Source organism: Kosakonia sp. MH5 (genome assembly GCF_009935945.1).
Classification (GTDB): Bacteria; Pseudomonadota; Gammaproteobacteria; order Enterobacterales; family Enterobacteriaceae; genus Kosakonia; species Kosakonia radicincitans.
Map to the genome: position 1 here is coordinate 159253 of NZ_QODH01000009.1, position 20607 is coordinate 179859.

The window sequence follows — 20607 nt, forward strand, 5'->3', positions numbered from 1 at the left end:
TTTTATTGCAGAGGAAAGCGTGAAGAATCGAACACTTGGGAGTGTTTTATCGTCGCCGGTACCACGATCGGCGCAGGGATGTTGGCAATGCCGCTGGCAGCAGCTGGCGTTGGGTTTGCCACCACTTTCGGGTTACTTATCGCGCTATGGGCGGTGATGTGTTACACCGCCCTGCTCTTGCTGGAGGTTTATCAGCATGTTCCTGCCGATACCGGTCTGGGCTCGCTGGCGAGGCGTTATCTTGGGCGCTATGGGCAGTGGATAACAGGTTTCAGTATGATGTTCTTAATGTACGCGCTGACCGCAGCGTACATCAGCGGCGCAGGAGAGTTGCTGGCGTCCAGCATCAGCCAGTGGTTTAACGTTGCGCTTTCGCCAGTCGCCGGTGTGCTGCTGTTCACTCTTGTTGCCGGTGGTGTCGTATGCGCTGGTACTTCGCTTGTCGATCTGTTTAACCGCTTTCTTTTCAGCGCCAAACTCCTGTTCCTCGTGGTGATGCTGGCGCTGTTAATGCCGCACGTCCACCAGGCGAATTTGCTGACCATGCCGCTGGAAAAAGGACTGGCGCTATCGGCAATTCCGGTGATCTTCACCTCGTTTGGTTTTCACGGTAGCGTACCGAGCATTGTCAGTTATATGGGCGGCGATATCCGCAAATTGCGCAAGATATTTATCATCGGCAGCGCCATTCCGCTGGTGGCCTATATTTTCTGGCAGCTCGCAACGCTTGGCAGTATTGATTCGTCAACGTTTATGGGGCTGCTGGCCAGCCAGGCAGGATTAAACGGGTTGCTGCAAGCATTGCGCGAAGTGGTGGCCTCACCGCATGTGGAACTGGCAGTTCATCTGTTTGCCGATCTGGCGCTGGCGACCTCTTTCCTCGGCGTGTCGCTGGGATTATTTGATTATCTCGCGGATCTTTTTCAGCGGCGTAACAATGCTGCCGGACGCCTGCAAAGCGGAATGATCACCTTCCTGCCGCCGCTGGCCTTTGCGTTATTTTATCCGCGCGGGTTTGTGATGGCGCTCGGCTATGCCGGTGTCGCGCTTTCCGTGCTGGCACTTCTGTTACCGTCAATGCTGGCCTGGCAAAGCCGGAAGCATAATTCGCAAAACAGTTATCGTGTTCCCGGCGGTAAACCCATGCTGTGCCTGATTTTCGCCTGTGGCATTGCGGTTATCGTCATTCAGTTTTTTAACGTCACCGGTCTGCTACCTGAAGTGGGATAAGCCTGAAAAAAAACCGCGCGATAAGATTCGTGCGGTTTTTTGTGCAGTGGATGATATCGAAACGGCCAGCAAACTTTATTTCAGAATCCCTGAAGCAATAACGCTGCGAATATTTTCGCAGGCGATGTAAATCGCTTCGCTTGAATTCGGTAATAGTATCGGCGCTGAAAAACAGACACAAAAAAACCACCTTTCGGTGGTTTCACGACACTGCTTATCATTGATTTTATTCTTTTTTTCCCATGGTACCCGGAGCGGGACTTGAACCCGCACAGCGCGAACGCCGAGGGATTTTAAAAACTATCGAGCCGCTTTGAAAATCATAACCTTATGATTCTAATCATAAAATAAAACGGCTAAGAACGGCTGATTTAGGCTGCTGCTCCATTTTCATCGCCATCGTTTACCCTCTCCCGGTTATCAAATGGATTAAGCGCGACAGCAGCGTCCAGATGGCTCGGCGCGAAATGAGAGTACCGCATTGTCATCTTAATGTCGGTGTGTCCGAGTATGCGCTGAAGCACCAGAATATTACCGCCACGCATCATAAAATGGCTGGCGAAGGTATGCCGTAGCACATGGGTAAGTTGACCGTCCGGCAGCTCAATCCCCGCCCTTTTCACTGCCGCCTTAAATGCTTCATAACAGGGAGTGAATAACGCCCCTCGCTTCTTCGGTAGCAGTTGGCTAAGGGCTGGCGAAATGGGAACTGTACGATTCTTTTTGCCTTTAGTCCGGGTATAGGTGATTCGCCCTGGTAGGATCTGAGACTGTTTTAGCCCTTCTGCCTCTCCCCATCGGGCACCGGTTGCCAAGCAGATGCGCGCAACAATACCTAAATCAGGGTTACGGGACTCATCACATGCGGCAAGCAGGCGATCGATCTCACCCTGATAAAGGAACGCCAGTTCCTGCTCTTCCTCTTTAAACTTCCGGATACCTGATAGCGGGTTTTCTCCATGCCATTCGCCCAAGCGTTTTAGTTCAGCAAATACAGCATGCAGATACGACTGCTCACGATTCACAGTTGCTTCGCTGAGCTTCTTCTTGCCCTTCTGATTCCATTCACCACTTAATCGGCGCTCACGATAAATGGCGAATACGTTCTTATTAAAATCGGAGGCAAATGGGTCATTCAGTCTTTCGCAGATCGCCAGCAGTTTGTTTTTACGCTCTTCACCAGAGGTAAGCGCCTTACCATACATTTCATACCAGCGATCAATAAGTTCCGACAGCCGAGGGCCGGAACCACTACCAATCCCATCGGTGGAAATCCGATTCATTAACCGGCGCTCAAAAGAGAGCGCCTCACCTTTCGTGGCGAACTGTTTACGTGTACGGCTTCCGGTTGCACCATGCGGGTAGCATTCGCAGAGCCATTTGCCGGAAGGAAGTTTACGAACGGTCATTTAGGCAAAGCTCTTCCATTGCTCTTCGCTAATAATTTTTAACTTAGTACCTTTCTCATCGCGATAAGATACTGCCTTCTCAATCTTTCTTCCGTAGGACTGGAACCGCCAGTCCCTCGCGCAAAGCGTGCCAATGACCAGATAATCAATTTTTTGTGTAACGGAGGAGCTAATTTTTGCACCTGACGCACGAAACTCATCTTCGCAAACGCTTCGCTTACCATGCAAAAATTCTCCCGTAAGACACACTGTAGCACCATCAAGCTCAAGCGAATCAATAGCATCAAGAGGTAAGGATGTTGAAAGGCCATCAACGACGCCTTCTTCAATATTACTGCCAGTAAAATCTATTAATGCAGATTTTAGGGTGTTGCGCTCTTCCTCAGTGATAACCCCATCATCCAGGATCTGCTTAACCACTGCGTAAAGTTCTTTGCCGGGATAGTTGTTTTTCAATGCCGCATTTTTTGAGAGGAACCAATTAAGATAGCGAATTTCACTATCATTGAGTTCCTGATTGGCAATCATTCCCTTGCATAAACCCTCCAGTAAGTGCTTATCTGCGTCTTCAGAGAAGAGATCTATATTAGGAATGTCTAACAAGTCTTTTTGAATAGTAATTAAATCCGCTTTCAGAAATTCCAATTCAACTTTTTCTATCACCCCATCAGCAAGGATATCGGAAAGCCTGCGCTTAATTGTTTTCACGCAGTAGTTATTACTGATAGCTTCAGCCTCAAGCAACCAGGTATCAAGGTAGAGCACTTCCTTACTATCAAGAGCACCATCACTTAGTAGACCATCAATGATGCTTATCAGATTGGCAAATAACTTACTTCTGTTTCTGACGTAATTAAATGTGCTGAGTTCCGTCATAACTAATCACCTCTTGTTGAGTGATATATTATTACTCTCTAAAAAAAGAGAGCACCCACGACCACACCTACAATAAAAACAACGATAATTTCTTTGGGATAATCTTTTAGCCAGCTTGCGATATCTGAATGATTTTTTGTTGATTCATTCGCTGGTTTCGTTTGATTTTCTTCGTCAAGCCAGGACAGCGCCATCTGTAGCTGCGGGCGCGTAAGATCATTAAATCTTCCGGTACCAAAATTGATATGGCAAAAACGAATAAGACGCTGCCGGGAGTCCCCTTCCTCGCTATTTCGCAGCAACAAATGGACAAGTGCTTTCCTTGCGTCACCATCTTTACAGCGATCCAGTATTGCCAGAAGGAAACTAACGGCTGTCTGGTACTGATTAACTGTCATTTCATCAATGCTTGAGACGCCGATTTCTGCATGCATTCTTTGCCAGATTTCGTAGGCCTCACCTTCCCCAGCTTCAGCTATAGACATGACTAGCTTATTAAGTTCTTTACGCTGTGCTTTTACGAGTGGGCGATCGTCCTCCCTCGTAGAAGGTATCGCTATGTTGATTGTTCGCTGTGCATCAACTCGTTCTATCTGGATATTATTTTCGTTAAAGTCTCGACCCGCGTTGCGGTTTTGACTTCCAGTAGAATTTACTGTCATAAAGCATCCTTACTTTTTGTTTTCGTTGTAATCCCTACCAGCAACACGGTTTCCACTTCCAGAAATATTTACCGAACCAACTGCTGCATTTGTACCTGCTGTAATAGCGGCCAAAGTTGCGGCTTTCACTGCAAGTGGGGCTGCGCGGAAAAGTTTTACTAACTCAATTTCGTCATCCGTAAAATCGCCAGCATCCGGTGTCTTTCTGCCAGTCAAAACATAAAGTACATCCACTCCAAAGCTGCTTAACTCGGCCAATGTCGAAGCTTTAGGTTCGGATTTCCCAGCTTCATAGTCGCAGTACGTCCTAAAAGCCACACCAGCAGCCTTTGACATAGCAGTTTGAGTAAGCCCAAGGCGCTCCCTTTCTGCTCGAAGAAAGTCTCCAATTTGCATATTTCTGCAATTCCAATGTTTACTATTTGCAGATTTCTGCAAATAATGATGTTCACGAACACTTAGCAGATCACAATATACCACTATGACGCAAGCTAACTACACCAGCAGGTCTCGCACCCCTAAAAATTCAGTGGCCGGTCGGCCTCTGCCGCTGCGACTCAATCCTGAAGAACGACACATCATTGAAGAAATGGCCGAGAAGGAAAGCCGCTCAGCCAGCAATATGGTGCGTGTTATTTTCCTTCGTGGACTTGAGTCACTTCTTCACGTCTCAACGGCCAACAAGGCCGAGTAATAAGGAGTGAAAAATGTCCGGGATCACAATCAACATTAATGTGAGCACGCCCTACGTTTCTCTTAAGCGCTATTCAGAAATGACAGGCATACCATTCGAGACATGCCGGGGCATGATGGAAGATGGTCGTATTATCATTCGCCCCAAAACACGAAAGATGGAAAAACCAGAGGTCAATTTAATAGCAATGCTCAAAGATGCCATTGCAAATAGTTAAAGGACGTGAAATGAAAAACAAATATCCTTTGATTGAGGCCGGTAAAAATCTTTTCCTTTACCGCGGTTTTACTATAAGAAAGGCACCGCGTAATAACATTATTAAATGCGCAACGTATTTAATTAATAAACGCGATGACTCTAACTCTTATGATAATTATCTGGGCCGTGATTTTGCGCTTGCTGAAGCCATGCGTACCGTTGACCATATGTTAAAAGCCGGGGGCAGCCATGCACGATGAAAGCCCAACACTGGCAAGCCTGCTGCGCAATGGCTGTCAGGTCACGCACTTTAAGAACTCGCGCGGATGGCTCGAAACTCCGGACGGGAGATTTTTTAAGCCCGAACCGGCCAAAGTTCAATTTATCAAAGGACTGAATAAACCTTTTATGTATGTCCGAAAGGTTAATAAAGGATTTGCTACCACACTAACCGAATTAATTAAAAAACTGATTAACTAATTCGGTCTTAAAAAATCGTTCCTGCTCTCACCACTGTTTAAAACAGTGGCGGATTAACTCATCCCTGAAAAGAGGAAACATCATGACGAGACGAGATCAGTTTAATTTCATTCTGCATATTATTTTGCCAGCCATAGAAAACGAGGGGTTAACAATCAAGACCCAACGCGACGGTGAAATTACATTATCCGCTCAAGGTTCTATTGCTGAAGATTTCGTTAAGAACTTGCGTCAGCACTGCATTGAAGAATTGCAGCGCCCTTCTACATCGTCGGTATATGGAGCTTAAGAAATGCAACGTCGAAATATCGAAACCCGTACAACAAAAATCGGCCCTGATTATGCCCGGCTTAACGATCTACTGACTGCTGCCCGTATGGATGAACGCCGCGCACGAATGGAGGCCATGGCAGCCCGGCTGGATTCCCTGGCCGGGAGAATTATCAGCCACCAGCTCAACTACAAAGAGGCAGGTGAGCTTTTGCAACAAGAGGCGATCAACGTAGCCAATGCCATCGGGGAGATCCTCTGATGGCGGACGAAATCGATATTGCACAGCAGCACGAATATGAGGAGCGGGAACGTCACATCCTGAACGCCCGCAGCAAATCACCATCTGTTTCCCGCCTGACCTGTGGTTGTTGCGGCGCACCAATCCCTGAAGCGCGCCGCATTGCCGTGCCTGGGGTGGAACTGTGCGTGACGTGCCAGACCATCAGCGAATCAAAAAACAAACATCTCCGGGGGTAAGAAATGATCAGCACTATTCTCAAATGGGCGGGCAATAAGGCCGCCATTATGCCTGACCTGTTGAAACATCTTCCCGCAGGCGGTCAGCGTCTGGTTGAACCTTTCGCGGGTTCCTGTGCTGTGATGATGGCCACTGACTATCCGGCCTATCTCGTCGCTGATATCAACCCCGACCTGATTAATCTCTATCGCACCATTGCCAGCGATTGTGAAGGGTTTATTGAACTGGCCCAGATCGTTTTCGAAAGCTATCCCACCTCTGACGACTATTACCACATCAGGCACGCATTTAATCAGGATGCTGCTTTGCCGCTCAGCACAAGAGCGGCTTATTTTCTGTACCTGAATCGCCATTGTTATCGTGGTCTTTGCCGTTATAACGGTAGCGGCGGTTTCAATGTGCCATATGGCAACTACCGCGCCCCCTATTTCCCAGAAGCCGAGATACGTGCATTTGCTGATAAAGCCACACGCGCAACCTTTATCTGTGCAGGGTTTGAAGAAACACTGAGCATGGTGCAGACCGGCGATGTTGTGTACTGCGATCCACCGTATGACGGTGTGTTTTCTGCGTATCACACTAAAGGATTCAGTGAGGACGATCAGTATTGCCTGGCATCCGTGCTAACACGACTGGCGGCGGAAGGTTTCCCGGTTATCGCCTCCAACGCCAACACAATGCTGGTTTCCTCTCTTTATCGCGCTTTCACCCTTCACCGCATCAGCGCATCGCGGGGAATCGGAATTGCTGCTGGCGACGGGAAAAAAGCCACTGAAGTGATCGCCGTTTCGAACAGCAAACCATATGCCTCGTGGATTGGTTTCGATCCTGCTAATGGCTGTGAAAAGTGCGTTGAACTCCATCCATGAGTAAAGCGTTCTGCTGCATAGGGGCAACAAAATGACTACGGAAAACCGTGGCCGTCGCGCCCCTTCTCCACCGCCTCCCTTTCCGGGTAGTTCTGATGATGCTACCCGATACGCCTATGAGTGGAACAAACCAAGAAAAGCCATTTACGTCGATAAGACGCCTGCTGTTGATCTCGTTGAGCTGGGCCAAGAGCAGGAGTTTTTAGACTGGGTTAAACGTACCCTTCAACCTCTCCCGCTGTTCATTCGCCGCCGTCTGGCGGTGCGCATTGACAGCATCCACTCCATGAAAGGCCGCCATATTGCCAGGCTGGTCGTGCGGGATATCGTCAGGCGAGATCTGCCACATATTCAGGCTGTAACTGAACAATATGCCATTCCGGTTGACAGCGATGGCGAGGCATACAGTGAACTCAACACGCTCTACCACACGTTTAAGAACCTGGGGGAATTAACCCGCCGGTTCAATAATCTGCCGGATTACTCAGCCGAAGATGTGGAATTGATGGCGCAGGATATCGCCATCTATATGACAGGCGTTCTCAGCGAAGTAAACGACGATATAGCGGCGCTGGATGACCGCCAGTCAGCGGTGTGGCTGTATAACGAAGCCGCGCGCCTGACTCTCTATTTTCGCCAAACTCCACCCGGCTCGGGCAAACGTAAGTTGCGCCTCGACGAACTCGCCACAGCGATCAGTAAAATGCTGGATTCTCGTTGGTGGCATCGCGCATTAAGAAAATACGCAGTTCGCTGGCGCGAGCATCTGCATATCGCGTTTGGTGACGTGAAACGCGACATATCGCCCTATTGCAGCAAACATCATGTCGGCGAGTGGGATGCACGGCGTAAACGTAGCCGCGCGATCATGAGCAAGCTGGAACTGGAAGATCAGGATACAAAAGAGCGCATATCACTGATTGAGCAGATAGATAAAAGCATCTCCAACCCGGAAAAACGGCGCATTGAGCTGATGACGCGCATTGGAGGCTTTGAAAAAATCGCCAATGAAAATGGATTTGCCGGAAGCTTTTTTACCCTGACCACACCATCACGCTATCACGCGTGGAGTATGTTCGGGCATCGCAATGCCAAATGGAGCGGCACAAGCCCACGCGCGGCACAGCGCTATCTTAACCGCATCTGGCAGCAGATACGCGCAGAGCTGGCCCGCCGAGAAATCCCCGTATTCGGGCTTCGCGTGGCCGAGTCCCATCACGATGGCACGCCACACTGGCACGGGTTGTTGTTCACTGCCCCGGAGCATGTCAGTGAGTTGCGCGAGGTGATGCAGGATTACGCCACCCGCGAAGATGCCGAAGAACTACGCGGCAGAAATGGCAAGTTGCCACGCTTTGAAATAAAGGATATCGATCCGGAGAAAGGCAGCGCGACAGGCTATGTCGTTAAATACATCTCTAAAAATATTGATGGCTACGCGCTCGATGGCGAAACTGACGACGAAAGCGGCAGACCGTTAAAAGAGACAGCAAAACACGCTACCGCCTGGGCCTCCTGCTGGGGTATTCGTCAATTTCAGTTTTTAGGCGGCGCGCCGGTTTCCGTGTGGCGCGAACTGCGCCGGATGCATGATCAGGCACTGGCAGACAGCATAAATCCGCTGTTTGGCGAGCTTCATCGCGCTGCCGATTCCGGCGACTGGCAGCAGTATGTTCAGTTGCAGGGCGGCGCATTTGTCGCACGCAAAAACCTGGTCGTTCGCATCTGGTATCAGATGAAGGATGAATCCAACTCCTATGGCGAATATCAGAGTTTGATCAAAGGCCTTGTAATGCCAGCGGTCAACATTGAACCGGTAATCACCCGCCTTAAAACCTACTGCATCGTGAAGATGAAGCCCCCTGTTTCAGACGGCACGGGTTTGGCCGTTGACCTTCAGGGCGCGCCTGCGCCCTCTTGGACTCGTGTCAATAACTGTACTGAGGCGAAAAAACAAACAACTCCGCCACCATCAGCACCGTCAGAAATAGCCGTATCAGCTGACGCTGATGGGCCAGAGCAAATCGTGGTCGGGCAATTAACGCGCGAACAGAAAAAACGCATCGCTGAGAGCATCCGAAACCACAAACCGGAACGGAAAAAATCACTCGCCGATGAGTTTGAGGCGCTGGCGCATGCCATTACATCAGGTGAGTACACGGAATATGATCAGAAACGTGCCGAAAGTTACCTGCGTGCCGCATGTGAACTACGGAAGCTAGAGCAAGCCCTTACGCCAGAAGTGGAAACGCTTGCGAGGCAGATTCAGGTATGGGCGCAAATCAAAAAAATACAGATCAGCCGGATTCAGGCCATACAGCTGGCGCGCGGAGAGGAAGTCACCGCGCTGGATACCGTGTATCGTGCGAACCAGCGCACAGGCGAATTGATTATTATCAGTGCAGACAAGCACTGGCGTAAAACGCTAGCGAAACATATAACCAAAGACCTTATCGATCGTTGGAAGTCAGTACTGAAATAATGTGCTATTCAGTGCGGTCAGCTTGACCGTGTAGTACCAGCTTCCGGTAAACATCGTTAACGATCGGTACAGAGTCAAGCGCAAAACCCAACGAAGTTGATGGTAGTTTGAGCTGAGTGAATGTAATTTTCCGATTTTGGGTTTTATATCGTAACTGCTCGTTGATTACACACAAAAATGGAGAAGAATTGATGGCTGATATAACAAAAGATGATCTCCTGTTCGACGATTACAACTGGAAAGCTAAACAACAGGGGGATGATCCGAAGAAAAAGAAATCCGATAGTGACCGTTTTAGCCGCTATGAAGGGTATGAAATGCTTTACCTCCTAAATGAAGGGCTTCCTGATAGCAACAAACTTTCAATTGCCACCAAACAACGTATTGAATGGTCAATTCGCACGCGACTTCCTTCTGGTTCCCAATCACGGAAAGATGTTGTGAAGTGGATTATTGAAAATGAGGAAATACACAAAAAGGCATACCAGGAATATCGTGAAAAACAGTCTAAGCAATCGAAATAACATTTACACAGAATGTAAATAGAACCACGCATCTTAAAGCACCTCATAAGAGGTGCTTTTTATTCCAGATCATCAGCACAATCATAAATAGAAGTGTCAGCCAGATACTTTACTTCTTATCGTACAAGGCTCTGCGGACCGGGGAGGGACTGCCTACAGCGTGTGTAGCGCTATTATAGCCAAGCTATTTAGTAACGTTGTAAAATATGTAATTATTGATAAAAAACGAAGATAACACAACCAAATTTCTATTTTTTAATTGCTCTTATCTATATTATTCTTTTCTATTTTAAGAAAAGCATTTCCAACCTGATCCGAATAATCTCGAATTATTTCTGACACTACGATGTGGTCAATAGTGGGCTGTAAAAATAAAAGTGTTGTAGTAATTTGCATCAAAGTAATAGCAGTAGCATGGGCTGGATCAGTCATTCCTGAATTACTTTGACCAACCAGCAATATATCCTCCTTAGATTCGGAGAGACCAAGCCTGTTTCTCATTGCCTTCGAACCAGCATGTATGTTCTGGCTCGCCCATTTGTAATAGGGGCGCATATGTTCTAGCTGAACATCCTTCTCAATAGCACCAAATCCTACTCTATTGTGATTAGGGAAAAGATAGGATGCCCAACCATAATTATCTGCAAACTTATTACCATATTTTTTTATTAGTAAATCAAATTGAACCTTGCACTCAGCTACTTCTTCAGAAGTTGGACCTTTTGCTTGTAATCGGTGCTCGTACTTTTTGTGTTCCGCCATTCCATGGTATGAGTCAACCACTTCGTGGAAGTAAAAGCGTTCAGCACATTCCTTTCCATGTTTTGCGATAAACATAGCTGTAGCTGCTACCTCATGAAGTGCTCGCCATCTCGCATGAGCAGCATCTGCGAATCCATTTTTTAATAGACACAATATTTCGTTGGCGATATGGCAAGCTCGGGCATGATGTCGAACGACTAAATCGAAAACCAAATCATTTTCAGAGGTAGCCTGTGGTCTATAAGATTCATTAAATTCTGCACCGGATTCAGTACATATCACTATGAGTGTTTCGAACAAGTCAAAAGCTTCTGACCATCTTGAAATATTTCCCGCAACAAACTGATCTGAAAGAAAACGATGTTCTTTAAGCATTTTATTAGTAGAATCAACAAGATTTTTTTTAAGAATGGCTGTCAATTCGGGAATTAGATTAGAAATTATCTCCTCGATGTCATAGTCACCAGCCAAATCAGGATTCTCACTAATAAGGCTCTCTATTTGCTCAAATAAAATATTCTGAAAAATTTTCATTTCATTCCTCAGTTAAATTTTAATGTCATTATTTATTTGATGTTTTCAGTATAAATAGAACCCCATCTAACACCGCCTTTTGTTACATTGTACAACCTAAAACAACCGCTAATATAATCCACAAATATATTATCAACACCCGCCAAACCTACATAGTTATCTATCAGATTAGGTTAAGCATTTTGTCGTAAGGGTGACTGCGCATATTTGAGTTAATATAATTAATTTTACCTTCAGAAAACCATCTCAAAATACCCTCCTAGTTGATTTTCTTATGTAATTTAATTAATGCTTTTATGAATGCAGCATGAAATAGAAACACATCGTTAACTCTTACAGCAAGGCTCGCATCAAGATGCAAAGAGACATCCAGTTCTAATTTATCACATATGGTTTGTAACTCCTCAATTTTTTCATCCATAGAAGAAAATGTATTAAGGAGATATAAAGACTCAGACAATTCACCAAGTTTAGGTAACAGAGCCACATCCATTTCATTAATAAATGTAGCCTCATCTAGTTTCATTGCGCCTTTGAAAGAATCATAAACTTCAAATGCTAACCCATTAATTTTTGGAAGAATGACTTCCCTGAACCAATAACCATCATTAATCTCTTCGCTCCGTTCAACCCTGTGTTGAAAAAAAGGAATTAATCCCGATGCAATTAATGCGAGGATGGATATAAATATTGAAATCCATTCTGGTTCGCTTTCTGGTACATTTACTACGTTAAGTATATCTCCAGGATTGTTAAAATCCCTAACATACTCGAGGCTCTTAAAATTTCCATCTTCTTTTCTTAGAAAGTCTGACTTAAAAGAGCTTTCAAGATTTGAGCATACTTTTATTTTCTGCTGTGTGTTATCCAAGCATAAAAATGGCGCATTTAAGCCACCTGATTTCTCTGGTAATTTACTGTCATTTTTTTTATTAATCTCAGGCGGTTGTAAGTAAGCCGCGGGTATCAAAGCCTCTTTTACTAGAAAGTCTTTATCATTGCATGAGGTTAAAGAAAAAACAAAAATGGCAGACAACGCTGCCATTTTCAGAAATGGGAATTTAGAAAAAAGGTACATTCTTATGCAGTCCCCTGCGCACAGCCCTGTCCAATTCGGTTAACATACCTTCCTGGTACTCTTTCCCTTCAAAAATAGTCTTTTTGTAAAATTCTTTGGGAGATGAGAATTTAGGTAACAGCTTCTCAAGCATCCCCAAATAGTAAGAACTGGAAACAACGATATCCTTAGGTATCGATAATTCCAAGAAATCATCACTGTCAGGTTCGAAGTCACTGATCTTAAAGTATTCATAAGCCTGCTTTCCGTTTTCACGTCCAGCGAAAAGCTTTTTGTTTGTACCTTTAAGCAATCTATTGAAATCTATAACTATTTTGGCCATATTCATATACCTAATCCTCAAGCCCGTTGAACCGCGTTTTCAGGTAAAGGAAAACGTATGTTTATCATCACACCTGGGAAGTTAGCATCTTTCATTTTCTTAAGATGATTCTTGTCTGGTGCTTTTTCAAGACCTAAATCATCATTGTTGAAAGGATAAGTGAAGATATCGCTTTCTTCCCCGTTCACAAAGCGTTTCCTAAGTTTATAAGATCCATCAAAATTTATGTGTACCGCCCCAGAAATCAGAGACATCTGGATTCTGCCCTTAACATCTCCAGACATGTTTTTGATGTTATCATGCATATCTTGAAACAATTTCAATAATTCGATTGTGCCAGTCCCTGAACTATCGCTTTCTTCCTGATTTTTGCAACTCACTCGCCCTTGCAATGCAGCCACTGTTGTTAGTCCTTCCTCAAACATACCTGCTTTGTCAATGTGTTTTTCAACATAGGGGAGAACTTGCTGCGAGTATGAGAAATGGTCTTCAGGCAAGCCTTGAAAAGTTTCGCTGATAGTTTTACCAAAATTAAACACGACAATTTCACAATTTGGAGATCTCAGACTATTATTCACAAACCCTCTTAGATACCACCAAGAGCGTTGCTCGATTCCGCAATGTCGTTCGGCATTATCAAGCAACTCGGCCATACAGGATTTTAGGTGTTTAGCTGCTGACTCAACAAGTTTGAGATTATGATCCTTAAGGCAGTCATTAATATAAGAGGTAAATCTTTCAGCAGTAATATTTTTCTTATCATGAGCATATGCTGAAGCATTTTCTTTCCCTATACTCTCGGCTTTAAATATCCTCTTTTTAGGATTATCATTAGCATTTACCGCCGTGCTATCTCGTACAGAGCCGGGTGTGGAAACACTGATTTCATTCACCAATCCAATATCCCTGATGATTTCAAGGTGTTGGCTATCTTTTGGATACGTACCATTTATTTGCACTATAGTATTATTAAGATAAATATTATGTTGTCTTGCTTCGGTTAGGGCTACACCAAGCAAACATTCGGCTCCCAAACAGTGTGTTCTATTTTTCTTATAGTCCAATGTTATCGACTTTCTCTTTCCTCTTAGCACAAGTCTTGTTATCGCATGGACAAATAATAGCGTTTTTTCAGGGTTGCTAAACATATCAAAACCGCGAGGTATATAAACTTTATCATTACTTCTATTTAATACAGATGAATCATATTTTCTGATCTTGGCAATTTTTTCAATAAAAACTCCCACCTGGCTTTTAATAGGAGTCTGAATATCCCCAATATAAAGACCTTGCTTGGATTTATTTTTATTTTTCTTTCTTTGGATAGATTTTAAAAAACGCAACAAACCTCTAATAAATATCCTTTTAGATTCTGTTGGAGTAACCCGTTTCATGACCCACTTCTCAAGTAATTGACTTAGTTTTAAATAGTATACTGGCGATGATCTGGGCTAGACAAGAAGCTTAATCAAAAGTGCATATTAGCACACAATTTTGCACAATTTTTTTGATGTAATTAATCCTCTTCTTCTCCAGTCCTAGCGAGGCACCTGTCGTGTATCAAAAGTGCACAAAAACAAGCACATTCAGTGCGCAGGCGAGGCGGGGGAGCAAGCGCGCGCTTTGGGGGGCAGGCAGGGGGTCGTATGCCTCCGGAATCGAGGCCTGAGCCGCGCTGTATTGCCCCGCGCTCGCTCCGGCCTTGCGCAGGGATGGGTGAGAAAATGCCGCCTCAGAGCGGTTTACAGCGCGTCTGGTGAGGGGTACGGAAAATGATGCCCGACAGGCGGCGGACGGCGGCGGAAGGTGAAAAAATTAGAAGGATTTTCGGGAGTGCAGCAGCGACACCACCACTCCTGATGGTGTCTGCCGGAATGTTCAGGCGCTGTCGGAGAGGAGTGCATAAGGGTTGAAGCGGATCACCTCCTCACCCAGCCAGTCGTTGACGTGTTTCATGGCTTCCATCACGGGTGTCAGCTCATTGATGGCAAACACCCTGGCGGCTTTTTCCACATCGCCAAATGAGCCATTACCCTCCGGGATGGCGCCCATCAGTTGTGGTGGTACGCGATGCGCGGCCAGAATGTCGTCGCGTGTTGCCGACTTCACGCCGATAAACTCATCCTTTGCCGATATCTGACTGAACGGCAGGATCTGAACCGAGTCTTTCCCGCCGCCTGGCGCATGCAGCAGGATGTTCTTGAATGCCCCACCCCGCCGCGTATCCGTCAGCGTTTTCTTGAGCTTGTCGAGGCTTTCCTGATCGGCAATGGCGCTGTTCACGTAAACAATGCAACCTGCATGGCTGCCGTTGTCATAGTAAAGCTTGCGGAACTTGTCAGCCGAGTGCGACAGGTTAGCTGACAGCAGCCCTGCAAAATACTCCGGCATACCGTAGATATCCTGGTGAATATCCGGGTTGATGACGTGGCACACTGAGCCAGTCCTGAACTGGTGATCATCCAGGCCCGCCTGGATAAACCAGTAGGTATCGAGATCGGAACCCCTCCGGGTGTACTTGCCGAGTGAATGGCGCAGCCCCAGAGGGCCGCCAAGCATATTTGATCGCAGTTCAAGATAGGCGTTACCGAACACAAACCAGTCAAGCGCAAAGGCAGAGAACACCTGGCGGGACAGCAACCGGTGCGGGATAAAACACCCGGCCAGCACGTTGCGTTTGAACATCAGCGCAGACTGGTGCCAGCTCGCATAACCAAACTGCCGCGCCAGTCCATACCAGCTGATCGGCGTTTCGTAATAGCGGCCATTGTTGGCGCAATACATGCTGTCCAGCAGGTCATAAGATGACGTGACCGGCCATGGCCCGTCAAAGGTGAAAGAACTCAGTCCCGGCTGGGTTTTTAGTGCAGAAACCAGGTCTGTCTGTTCCCCGGAATGCTGCCGCGCGCGGGTATACTTTTTTCTGCTCAAAGTCAGTACTCCATAACGGTCATGGTATTGCCGCCGTCAGCGCCCAGCGGTTCATTGATAGTGGCAAGCATGGTCGCCCAGGCTAAGTCACCGTGACTGACGCCACGGGCGCGGTCAGTGTCATACGTGATCACGCCGCCCGGTGTGACCACTTTTCGCACCGCACTAAATGCGGTGATCAGGTCATACTCTCCCCGGTCATACTCCCAGCGACCGGCGCGGATCATTTGCAGCATTTTCAGTACCAGCATGCGCTTGCTGGCGGGCGAAAACTGGTAGCACACTGCCGCCGGAAACTTCTTCTTCACGAGCTGATAAACCGCCTCGCCGATGCCGCTGCCATCAATACCAATGTGCTGGACGTTGTAGCGGGTCAGCATGTTGATGATCAGTTGCGCCTGCGCTTCGAATTCCATGCCGCGTATGCGCTGGGTTTCGATGGTACGAAACTTGGCGCCGGGAACCAGCGGCGCCGCATTAACCGATATTGCCCCGCTGTCACCTTTACCGCTGGCACCGTTGGGGTCATAGCCAATCCACACCGCGCGATCTGCCATCGGGCGCATGGCGTACGGTTTCCAGTCGGGCCAGTCGTCAAACCCGTCAACACCACAACTCAGCAACTGGTTGTAATCGAAAGCGGTTTCGCCGTTTTTGATGAACACGCAGCCATACAGGTTGTCGTATTCCTCCGGGCTGTTCTCCTGCTGAATTTCCTCAATGTCAGTGAGATCCCACCCGTGATCGATGGCGTCCTGAAGGGTGACAATCTGGCGCCAGATGTTATCCGGACACATCAGGCCGCTGTTGAGTGTTTTCCAGCTGGTGTCAAACTCAATCCGTTTGCTATGGCTGCGGCCTTTGTTAAACGCTTCACCACTCCAGAACGGATAGGCTTCGTGGCTTTCCGCTGACGGTGTGGAAAAATAGGTGCGTGTCAGCCCTTTCAGGGTTGCCATTGCCCCGGCTACTTTCTTCAGGTTGGCAAACTGCCCCACCCAGAAAAACTCATCAAAATAGAGGTTGCCGGTGTATGACTGCGCTGTTGCGGCTGAAGTGCCAAGAAAATGCAGCTCTGCGCCGTTCGCAAGCTGGATCATGTCGCCGCCCTTCAGTTCAACGTCCACTTCTTCAGCAGCAGAACGAATAAAACTGCGGAACTGATACGCCTGACGGCGACTGGCGGAAAGGAAGATCTGGTTGCGCTGATGTTTGTATTTCACATCGTCAGACAGCGCACGCAACAACGCCTCGCGCGCAAAATACCATGTAGCGCCCACCTGGCGGGATTTCAGTATGGCGCGGTTGCGGTGGTGGTGATTATCGAACCAGCCGCGCTGGTGCCAGTGCAGCGAGCCAAGGATGTTTTCCCGCAGTGCCGCAATCTGCGATTCCGAGAAGGTATTTTGTTTCTTGCGCAGCTTCTTTTTCGGCTGCGTGGCCGGGGTGCCGTTATCCAGCTTTTTAAGCTGTCGTGTCAGCAGGTCGATTTCCCTGAAGTCACCGCCGGTCTTTTTATCCTTGCCGGTCAGTTGAATCAGACGCGCATCAATGGATGTGGTGACACGCTGGATGGGCGGCGTATCGTCCCACTCGTCGCGCTTTTTCCAGGCATAAACAGTGTTCTGATTGATCCCCATCAGGCGTGAGATTTCTGCTGGCGGGTAACCCTGCCAGTAGAGTTGTCTTGCCCGCTGCCTGATAAATGCTTCCCCGACCGACATTCGCTTCTCCTCGCTGTATGCCGGGGAGATTAACCCGCGCGCGCGGATGCTTTCCCGCGCCTCTGGTTGTTGTGTTTCCCCTACAACAACAACGCGTTGAGGCAACAATGCCGCCCCTGCCATCATTTCGCTGAACTCACTCACAACGAGCAAACGAACATGGCTGGCACAACGAAAACCCGCAAAAAATTCCGTGTTGCTGTCTCCGGGGCCACCGTCGATGGCCGCGAAATTAAGCCGGAACATCTCCACGACGCAGCAGCGAATTACAACCCGGAAGTGTACGGGGCGCGCGTCAACATTGAGCATTACCTCTCGCCTTATCCGGGCAGTGATTTCGGGGCGATGGGCGATGTGACCGCATTAAGCGCCGAGGATATTACCACCGGGCCGCTGGCCGGGCGCACCGCGCTCTATGCGGAGATTGAAGCTTCCGACCGTATGAAGCAAATGACCGACAAAGGGCAAAAGGTTTACTCCAGCATTGAACTGCACCCGCAGTTTGCGCTCAACGGCAAAGCCTATGTGATGGGTCTGGCGATGACAGACACACCCGCCAGCCTTGGCACTGAACGCCTGAAATTTGCCGCTCAGCAACGTGCGCAGGTGATGGTATTCAACAACCAGCAGGCGGAACCGCCGATGTTCACCGAAGCCATTGAGGCGGAAATGATCGAGCTTTCCGGTCAGCGCAGCGATGAGAGCAAACAGTGGTTTTCCCGCGTCATGGGCATCCTTGGCAAAGGCCAGAAGACCGACGATGAGCGATTCAGCCAGGTGCACCAGGCTGTTGAGGCCGTGGCGCAGTCACAGGTTGAACTCAGCGATCAGTTCAGCAGCGTTGAGCAGAGCCGCGCCCAGGACAAAGCCGCCATTCAGCAGCTGACAAACGATCTGGCTGCACTGCGCCAGAAACTTGAAACCACGGACGGCAACTTCAGCCGCCGCCCGCCTGCCAGCGGTGGTGATAACGCGCAGCTGGCTGACTACTGATATCAGCAACGAGAGAGAAAGAGATGAGAAATAATACCCGTCAACTGTTCGATCAGTATGTGGCACGGCAGGCACAGCTTAACGGCGTGACAGCCGCCGCTGTCGCGGCACAGTTCAGCGTTGATCCGACTGCGCAACAGCGCCTTGAGGCCGCAGCTCAGGAAAGCGACGCCTTTCTGAAACAAATTAACGTCTTCGGCGTTGATGAGCAGATCGGCCAGAAAATCCTGATCGGCAGCAAAGGGCCGCTGGCCGGAGTGAACAACAGCACCACCACGCGCCGCAATCCGGCATCCAATGACAACATGGATCCTTACGGCTACCTCTGCCGCAAGACCAACTACGACTACGGTATCTCGTACGCGCAGCTTGATGCCTGGGCGCATCAGCCAAACTTTCAGCCGCTGATCAGCAGCGCAATGGCCCGTCAGATGTCGCTTGACCGCATCATGATCGGTTTCAACGGGGCAAGCTATTCCGATCCTTCTGATCGCGCGGCGAACCCGCTGTTGCAGGATTGCGGCATTGGCTGGTTGCAGAAAATCCGCAATGAAGCCCCGCATCGTCGTATCACAGGCGTGACAGTCACTTCCCGCGATCAGGACAACAAAATTGTCGCCGCCGGGACATACGGCAACCTGACGGCAGCGGTATACGACGCCAAAAACAGCCTTATGGATGAGTGGCACAAGCGCAACCCTGACAACGTGGTGATCCTGGCTGGCGACCTGCTGACGACCAGTAATTTCCCGACCATCAATGCCATGAGCCAGACCAATCCCAATACGGAAATGCTGGCGGGGCAGCTCATTGTGTCGCAGGAGCGCGTGGGGAATATGCCGACCTTCATCGCGCCCTACTTCCCCGGCAACGGCATCCTCATCACGCCGTTCAAAAACCTGTCGCTCTACTTCCAGCGCGGCTCCCTGCGCCGGACTATCAAGGAAGAGCCGGAGTACAACCGCGTCGCAACTTACCAGTCATCCAATGACGATTTCATTGTTGAAGACTATGGCGCAGTGGCGTTTATCGACGGGATCACCTTCGCCGAAGCGGCTGAGGGCGGCGCGTAACACCGGGCGGGCTGTACTTTGCGGCCCGCTTCACTCGGGGACAGAACCATGCTGACACCGGCACAAAAACATTTTCAGAAGGTCATGGCTGAACGCCATGGCAAAACCGACGAGCAGACCGACACCGCGCGCACCGCGCATGAGCAAATCCTGCACCGGCTGCGCATGGATCAGAGTGCATTGCGCAAAGTGCAGTCCGACCAGGCAAAAGCCGCCATGAAGCGCCAGTTACTTCCCAATTATGAGGGCTGGATCGAGGGAACACTGACAGGCGGCAGCGGACGGCAGGATGAAGTGATCACCACGCTGATGGTATGGGCGGTGGACGCAGGCGATTACGCGCTGGCCGTGCGTATCGGGCGCTATGTCGTCTCCCACAACCTGCTGATGCCAGACCGCTTTAACCGCACGCCCGCCACCGTACTGGTTGACGAAATTTGCGATCCCATTCTGGTACAGGTCAAGGCCGATGACAGCACCGATATTACGCCCTATCTGGCGGTGCTCGATGACGTCGAAGAGATCACCGCAAACAGCGATATGCCGGATGTGGTTCGCGCCAAGCTCTGCAAAGCCAGGGCGTTTGCACTGCGAAACGGCACAGCCGAAGAGCAGGAAACTGCCCTTTCCCTGCTGCGTAAGGCGCTGACGCTTGATGCCGGGGCCGGGGTGAAAAAAGAGATCGAACGCCTGGCGCGTGTGGTTAAAAAAGCCAGCGCAACAGCCGGTTCCACCGACGGTGCGACAAATGATTCAGGTAGCACAACGGGCGACGCTGGCTCAGGTGGCGCGGAGCCAGCTTCCGCAGCAGCGGACGGCATCGCAGAACAACCGGCCACTGTCGCCGAAAAAACGACAACCCGAACCCGGCGCAACACAAGTGCAAAAGCGCGTACCGGGGCGAAGTCAGGCGGACAAACCCGAAAACGAAAAGCGCCGACAGAGAAGACGAAATAACCGACTTGCGCCCCGTGCGCTGGCGGCGCGGGCGGAAATCTGTAGCGACTGGCGTTTA

General features: G+C 48.9%; 22 protein-coding genes and 1 pseudogene. 13 read left to right on the forward strand and 10 right to left on the reverse strand.

Going from position 1 to position 20607, the window contains the following annotated elements; all coding sequences use genetic code 11:
• Nucleotides 1–19 precede the first annotated feature (19 nt).
• Nucleotides 20–1230 (forward strand): annotated as a pseudogene (tyrP, locus tag DK872_RS21605) (tyrosine transporter TyrP).
• A gap of 371 nt (nt 1231–1601) precedes the next feature.
• On the opposite strand, the gene DK872_RS21610 reads toward tyrP, so the two are convergent.
• Genes DK872_RS21610 through DK872_RS21625 form a run of 4 tightly spaced genes read right to left on the reverse strand, consistent with a single transcriptional unit; the run spans nt 1602 to nt 4573 of the window.
• The gene (locus DK872_RS21610) at nt 1602–2639 is read right to left on the reverse strand and encodes a tyrosine-type recombinase/integrase (protein ID WP_161518805.1); all 1038 of its coding nucleotides are present in this window, start codon (nt 2637–2639) and stop codon (nt 1602–1604) included.
• Complete coding sequence (locus tag DK872_RS21615; RefSeq protein WP_090137588.1) at nt 2640–3515, reverse strand: BRCT domain-containing protein; 876 nt, start codon at nt 3513–3515, stop codon at nt 2640–2642. It abuts the gene before it with no gap.
• Between the two features lie 38 nt (nt 3516–3553).
• On the reverse strand, nt 3554–4177 hold the full coding sequence (locus DK872_RS21620; RefSeq protein ID WP_161518806.1) for a hypothetical protein: 624 nt from the start codon (nt 4175–4177) through the stop codon (nt 3554–3556).
• Between the two features lie 9 nt (nt 4178–4186).
• Complete coding sequence (locus DK872_RS21625) at nt 4187–4573, reverse strand: helix-turn-helix domain-containing protein (RefSeq protein WP_161518807.1); 387 nt, start codon at nt 4571–4573, stop codon at nt 4187–4189.
• 311 nt (nt 4574–4884) lie between these two features.
• Between DK872_RS21625 and DK872_RS21630 the strand changes: the two genes are divergently transcribed.
• From DK872_RS21630 to DK872_RS21670, 9 genes are all read left to right on the forward strand, one after another.
• On the forward strand, nt 4885–5088 hold the full coding sequence (locus tag DK872_RS21630) for a DNA-binding protein (protein ID WP_161518808.1): 204 nt from the start codon (nt 4885–4887) through the stop codon (nt 5086–5088).
• A 10-nt stretch (nt 5089–5098) separates the two neighbouring features.
• A complete protein-coding gene (locus DK872_RS21635) occupies nt 5099–5329 on the forward strand; it encodes a hypothetical protein (RefSeq protein WP_161518809.1) in 231 nt (76 codons plus the stop codon).
• The gene (locus DK872_RS21640) at nt 5319–5549 is read left to right on the forward strand and encodes a phage filamentation protein Fil family protein (RefSeq protein WP_161518810.1); all 231 of its coding nucleotides are present in this window, start codon (nt 5319–5321) and stop codon (nt 5547–5549) included. Before DK872_RS21635 ends, DK872_RS21640 begins: the two co-directional genes overlap by 11 nt.
• A gap of 82 nt (nt 5550–5631) precedes the next feature.
• Nucleotides 5632–5838 carry a hypothetical protein gene (locus DK872_RS21645; RefSeq protein WP_086874021.1) on the forward strand — a complete coding sequence of 69 codons (207 nt, stop codon included), beginning with the start codon at nt 5632–5634 and terminating at the stop codon, nt 5836–5838.
• 3 nt (nt 5839–5841) lie between these two features.
• Nucleotides 5842–6081, forward strand: coding sequence for a DUF2732 family protein (locus tag DK872_RS21650; RefSeq protein ID WP_161518811.1), 240 nt, complete (start codon nt 5842–5844; stop codon nt 6079–6081).
• Nucleotides 6081–6299 carry a TraR/DksA family transcriptional regulator gene (locus tag DK872_RS21655; protein WP_161518812.1) on the forward strand — a complete coding sequence of 73 codons (219 nt, stop codon included), beginning with the start codon at nt 6081–6083 and terminating at the stop codon, nt 6297–6299. Before DK872_RS21650 ends, DK872_RS21655 begins: the two co-directional genes overlap by 1 nt.
• 6 nt (nt 6300–6305) lie before the next feature.
• On the forward strand, nt 6306–7169 hold the full coding sequence (locus DK872_RS21660) for a DNA adenine methylase (protein ID WP_161518843.1): 864 nt from the start codon (nt 6306–6308) through the stop codon (nt 7167–7169).
• Nucleotides 7170–7200: 31 nt separating this feature from the next.
• Nucleotides 7201–9651: a replication endonuclease gene (locus DK872_RS21665; protein ID WP_161518813.1), complete on the forward strand. Its 2451-nt coding sequence runs from the start codon at nt 7201–7203 to the stop codon at nt 9649–9651.
• Nucleotides 9652–9842: 191 nt separating this feature from the next.
• Nucleotides 9843–10175, forward strand: coding sequence for a hypothetical protein (locus DK872_RS21670; protein WP_161518814.1), 333 nt, complete (start codon nt 9843–9845; stop codon nt 10173–10175).
• Between the two features lie 255 nt (nt 10176–10430).
• On the opposite strand, the gene DK872_RS21675 is transcribed toward DK872_RS21670, so the two are convergent.
• The 6 genes from DK872_RS21675 to DK872_RS21695 form a co-directional block, all read right to left on the reverse strand.
• Nucleotides 10431–11471, reverse strand: a complete 1041-nt coding sequence (locus DK872_RS21675; protein ID WP_161518815.1) for a DUF5677 domain-containing protein — start codon at nt 11469–11471, stop codon at nt 10431–10433.
• A 259-nt stretch (nt 11472–11730) separates the two neighbouring features.
• The gene (locus tag DK872_RS21680; RefSeq protein WP_161518816.1) at nt 11731–12549 is read right to left on the reverse strand and encodes a hypothetical protein; all 819 of its coding nucleotides are present in this window, start codon (nt 12547–12549) and stop codon (nt 11731–11733) included.
• Nucleotides 12533–12877: a hypothetical protein gene (locus DK872_RS27375; RefSeq protein WP_202626141.1), complete on the reverse strand. Its 345-nt coding sequence runs from the start codon at nt 12875–12877 to the stop codon at nt 12533–12535. The genes DK872_RS21680 and DK872_RS27375 overlap by 17 nt, the downstream gene beginning before the upstream one ends.
• Before the next feature lie 11 nt (nt 12878–12888).
• Entirely contained in the window at nt 12889–14265 is a 1377-nt protein-coding gene (locus DK872_RS21685) for a hypothetical protein (protein WP_161518817.1), read from the reverse strand.
• 484 nt (nt 14266–14749) lie between these two features.
• Nucleotides 14750–15802 (reverse strand): phage portal protein, encoded by a 1053-nt coding sequence (locus DK872_RS21690; protein WP_161518818.1) that lies wholly within the window; start codon nt 15800–15802, stop codon nt 14750–14752.
• A gap of 2 nt (nt 15803–15804) precedes the next feature.
• Entirely contained in the window at nt 15805–17526 is a 1722-nt protein-coding gene (locus DK872_RS21695) for a terminase large subunit domain-containing protein (RefSeq protein ID WP_161518819.1), read from the reverse strand.
• Nucleotides 17527–17685: 159 nt separating this feature from the next.
• Here DK872_RS21695 and DK872_RS21700 point away from each other — a divergent pair, with 159 nt between their 5' ends.
• Genes DK872_RS21700 through gpM form a run of 3 tightly spaced genes read left to right on the forward strand, consistent with a single transcriptional unit; the run spans nt 17686 to nt 20549 of the window.
• A complete protein-coding gene (locus DK872_RS21700) occupies nt 17686–18519 on the forward strand; it encodes a GPO family capsid scaffolding protein (protein WP_161518820.1) in 834 nt (277 codons plus the stop codon).
• Between the two features lie 23 nt (nt 18520–18542).
• The gene (locus DK872_RS21705; protein ID WP_086874012.1) at nt 18543–19592 is read left to right on the forward strand and encodes a phage major capsid protein, P2 family; all 1050 of its coding nucleotides are present in this window, start codon (nt 18543–18545) and stop codon (nt 19590–19592) included.
• A 48-nt stretch (nt 19593–19640) separates the two neighbouring features.
• Entirely contained in the window at nt 19641–20549 is a 909-nt protein-coding gene (gene gpM, locus DK872_RS21710) for a phage terminase small subunit (RefSeq protein ID WP_161518821.1), read from the forward strand.
• The last annotated feature ends 58 nt before the right edge of the window (nt 20550–20607 follow it).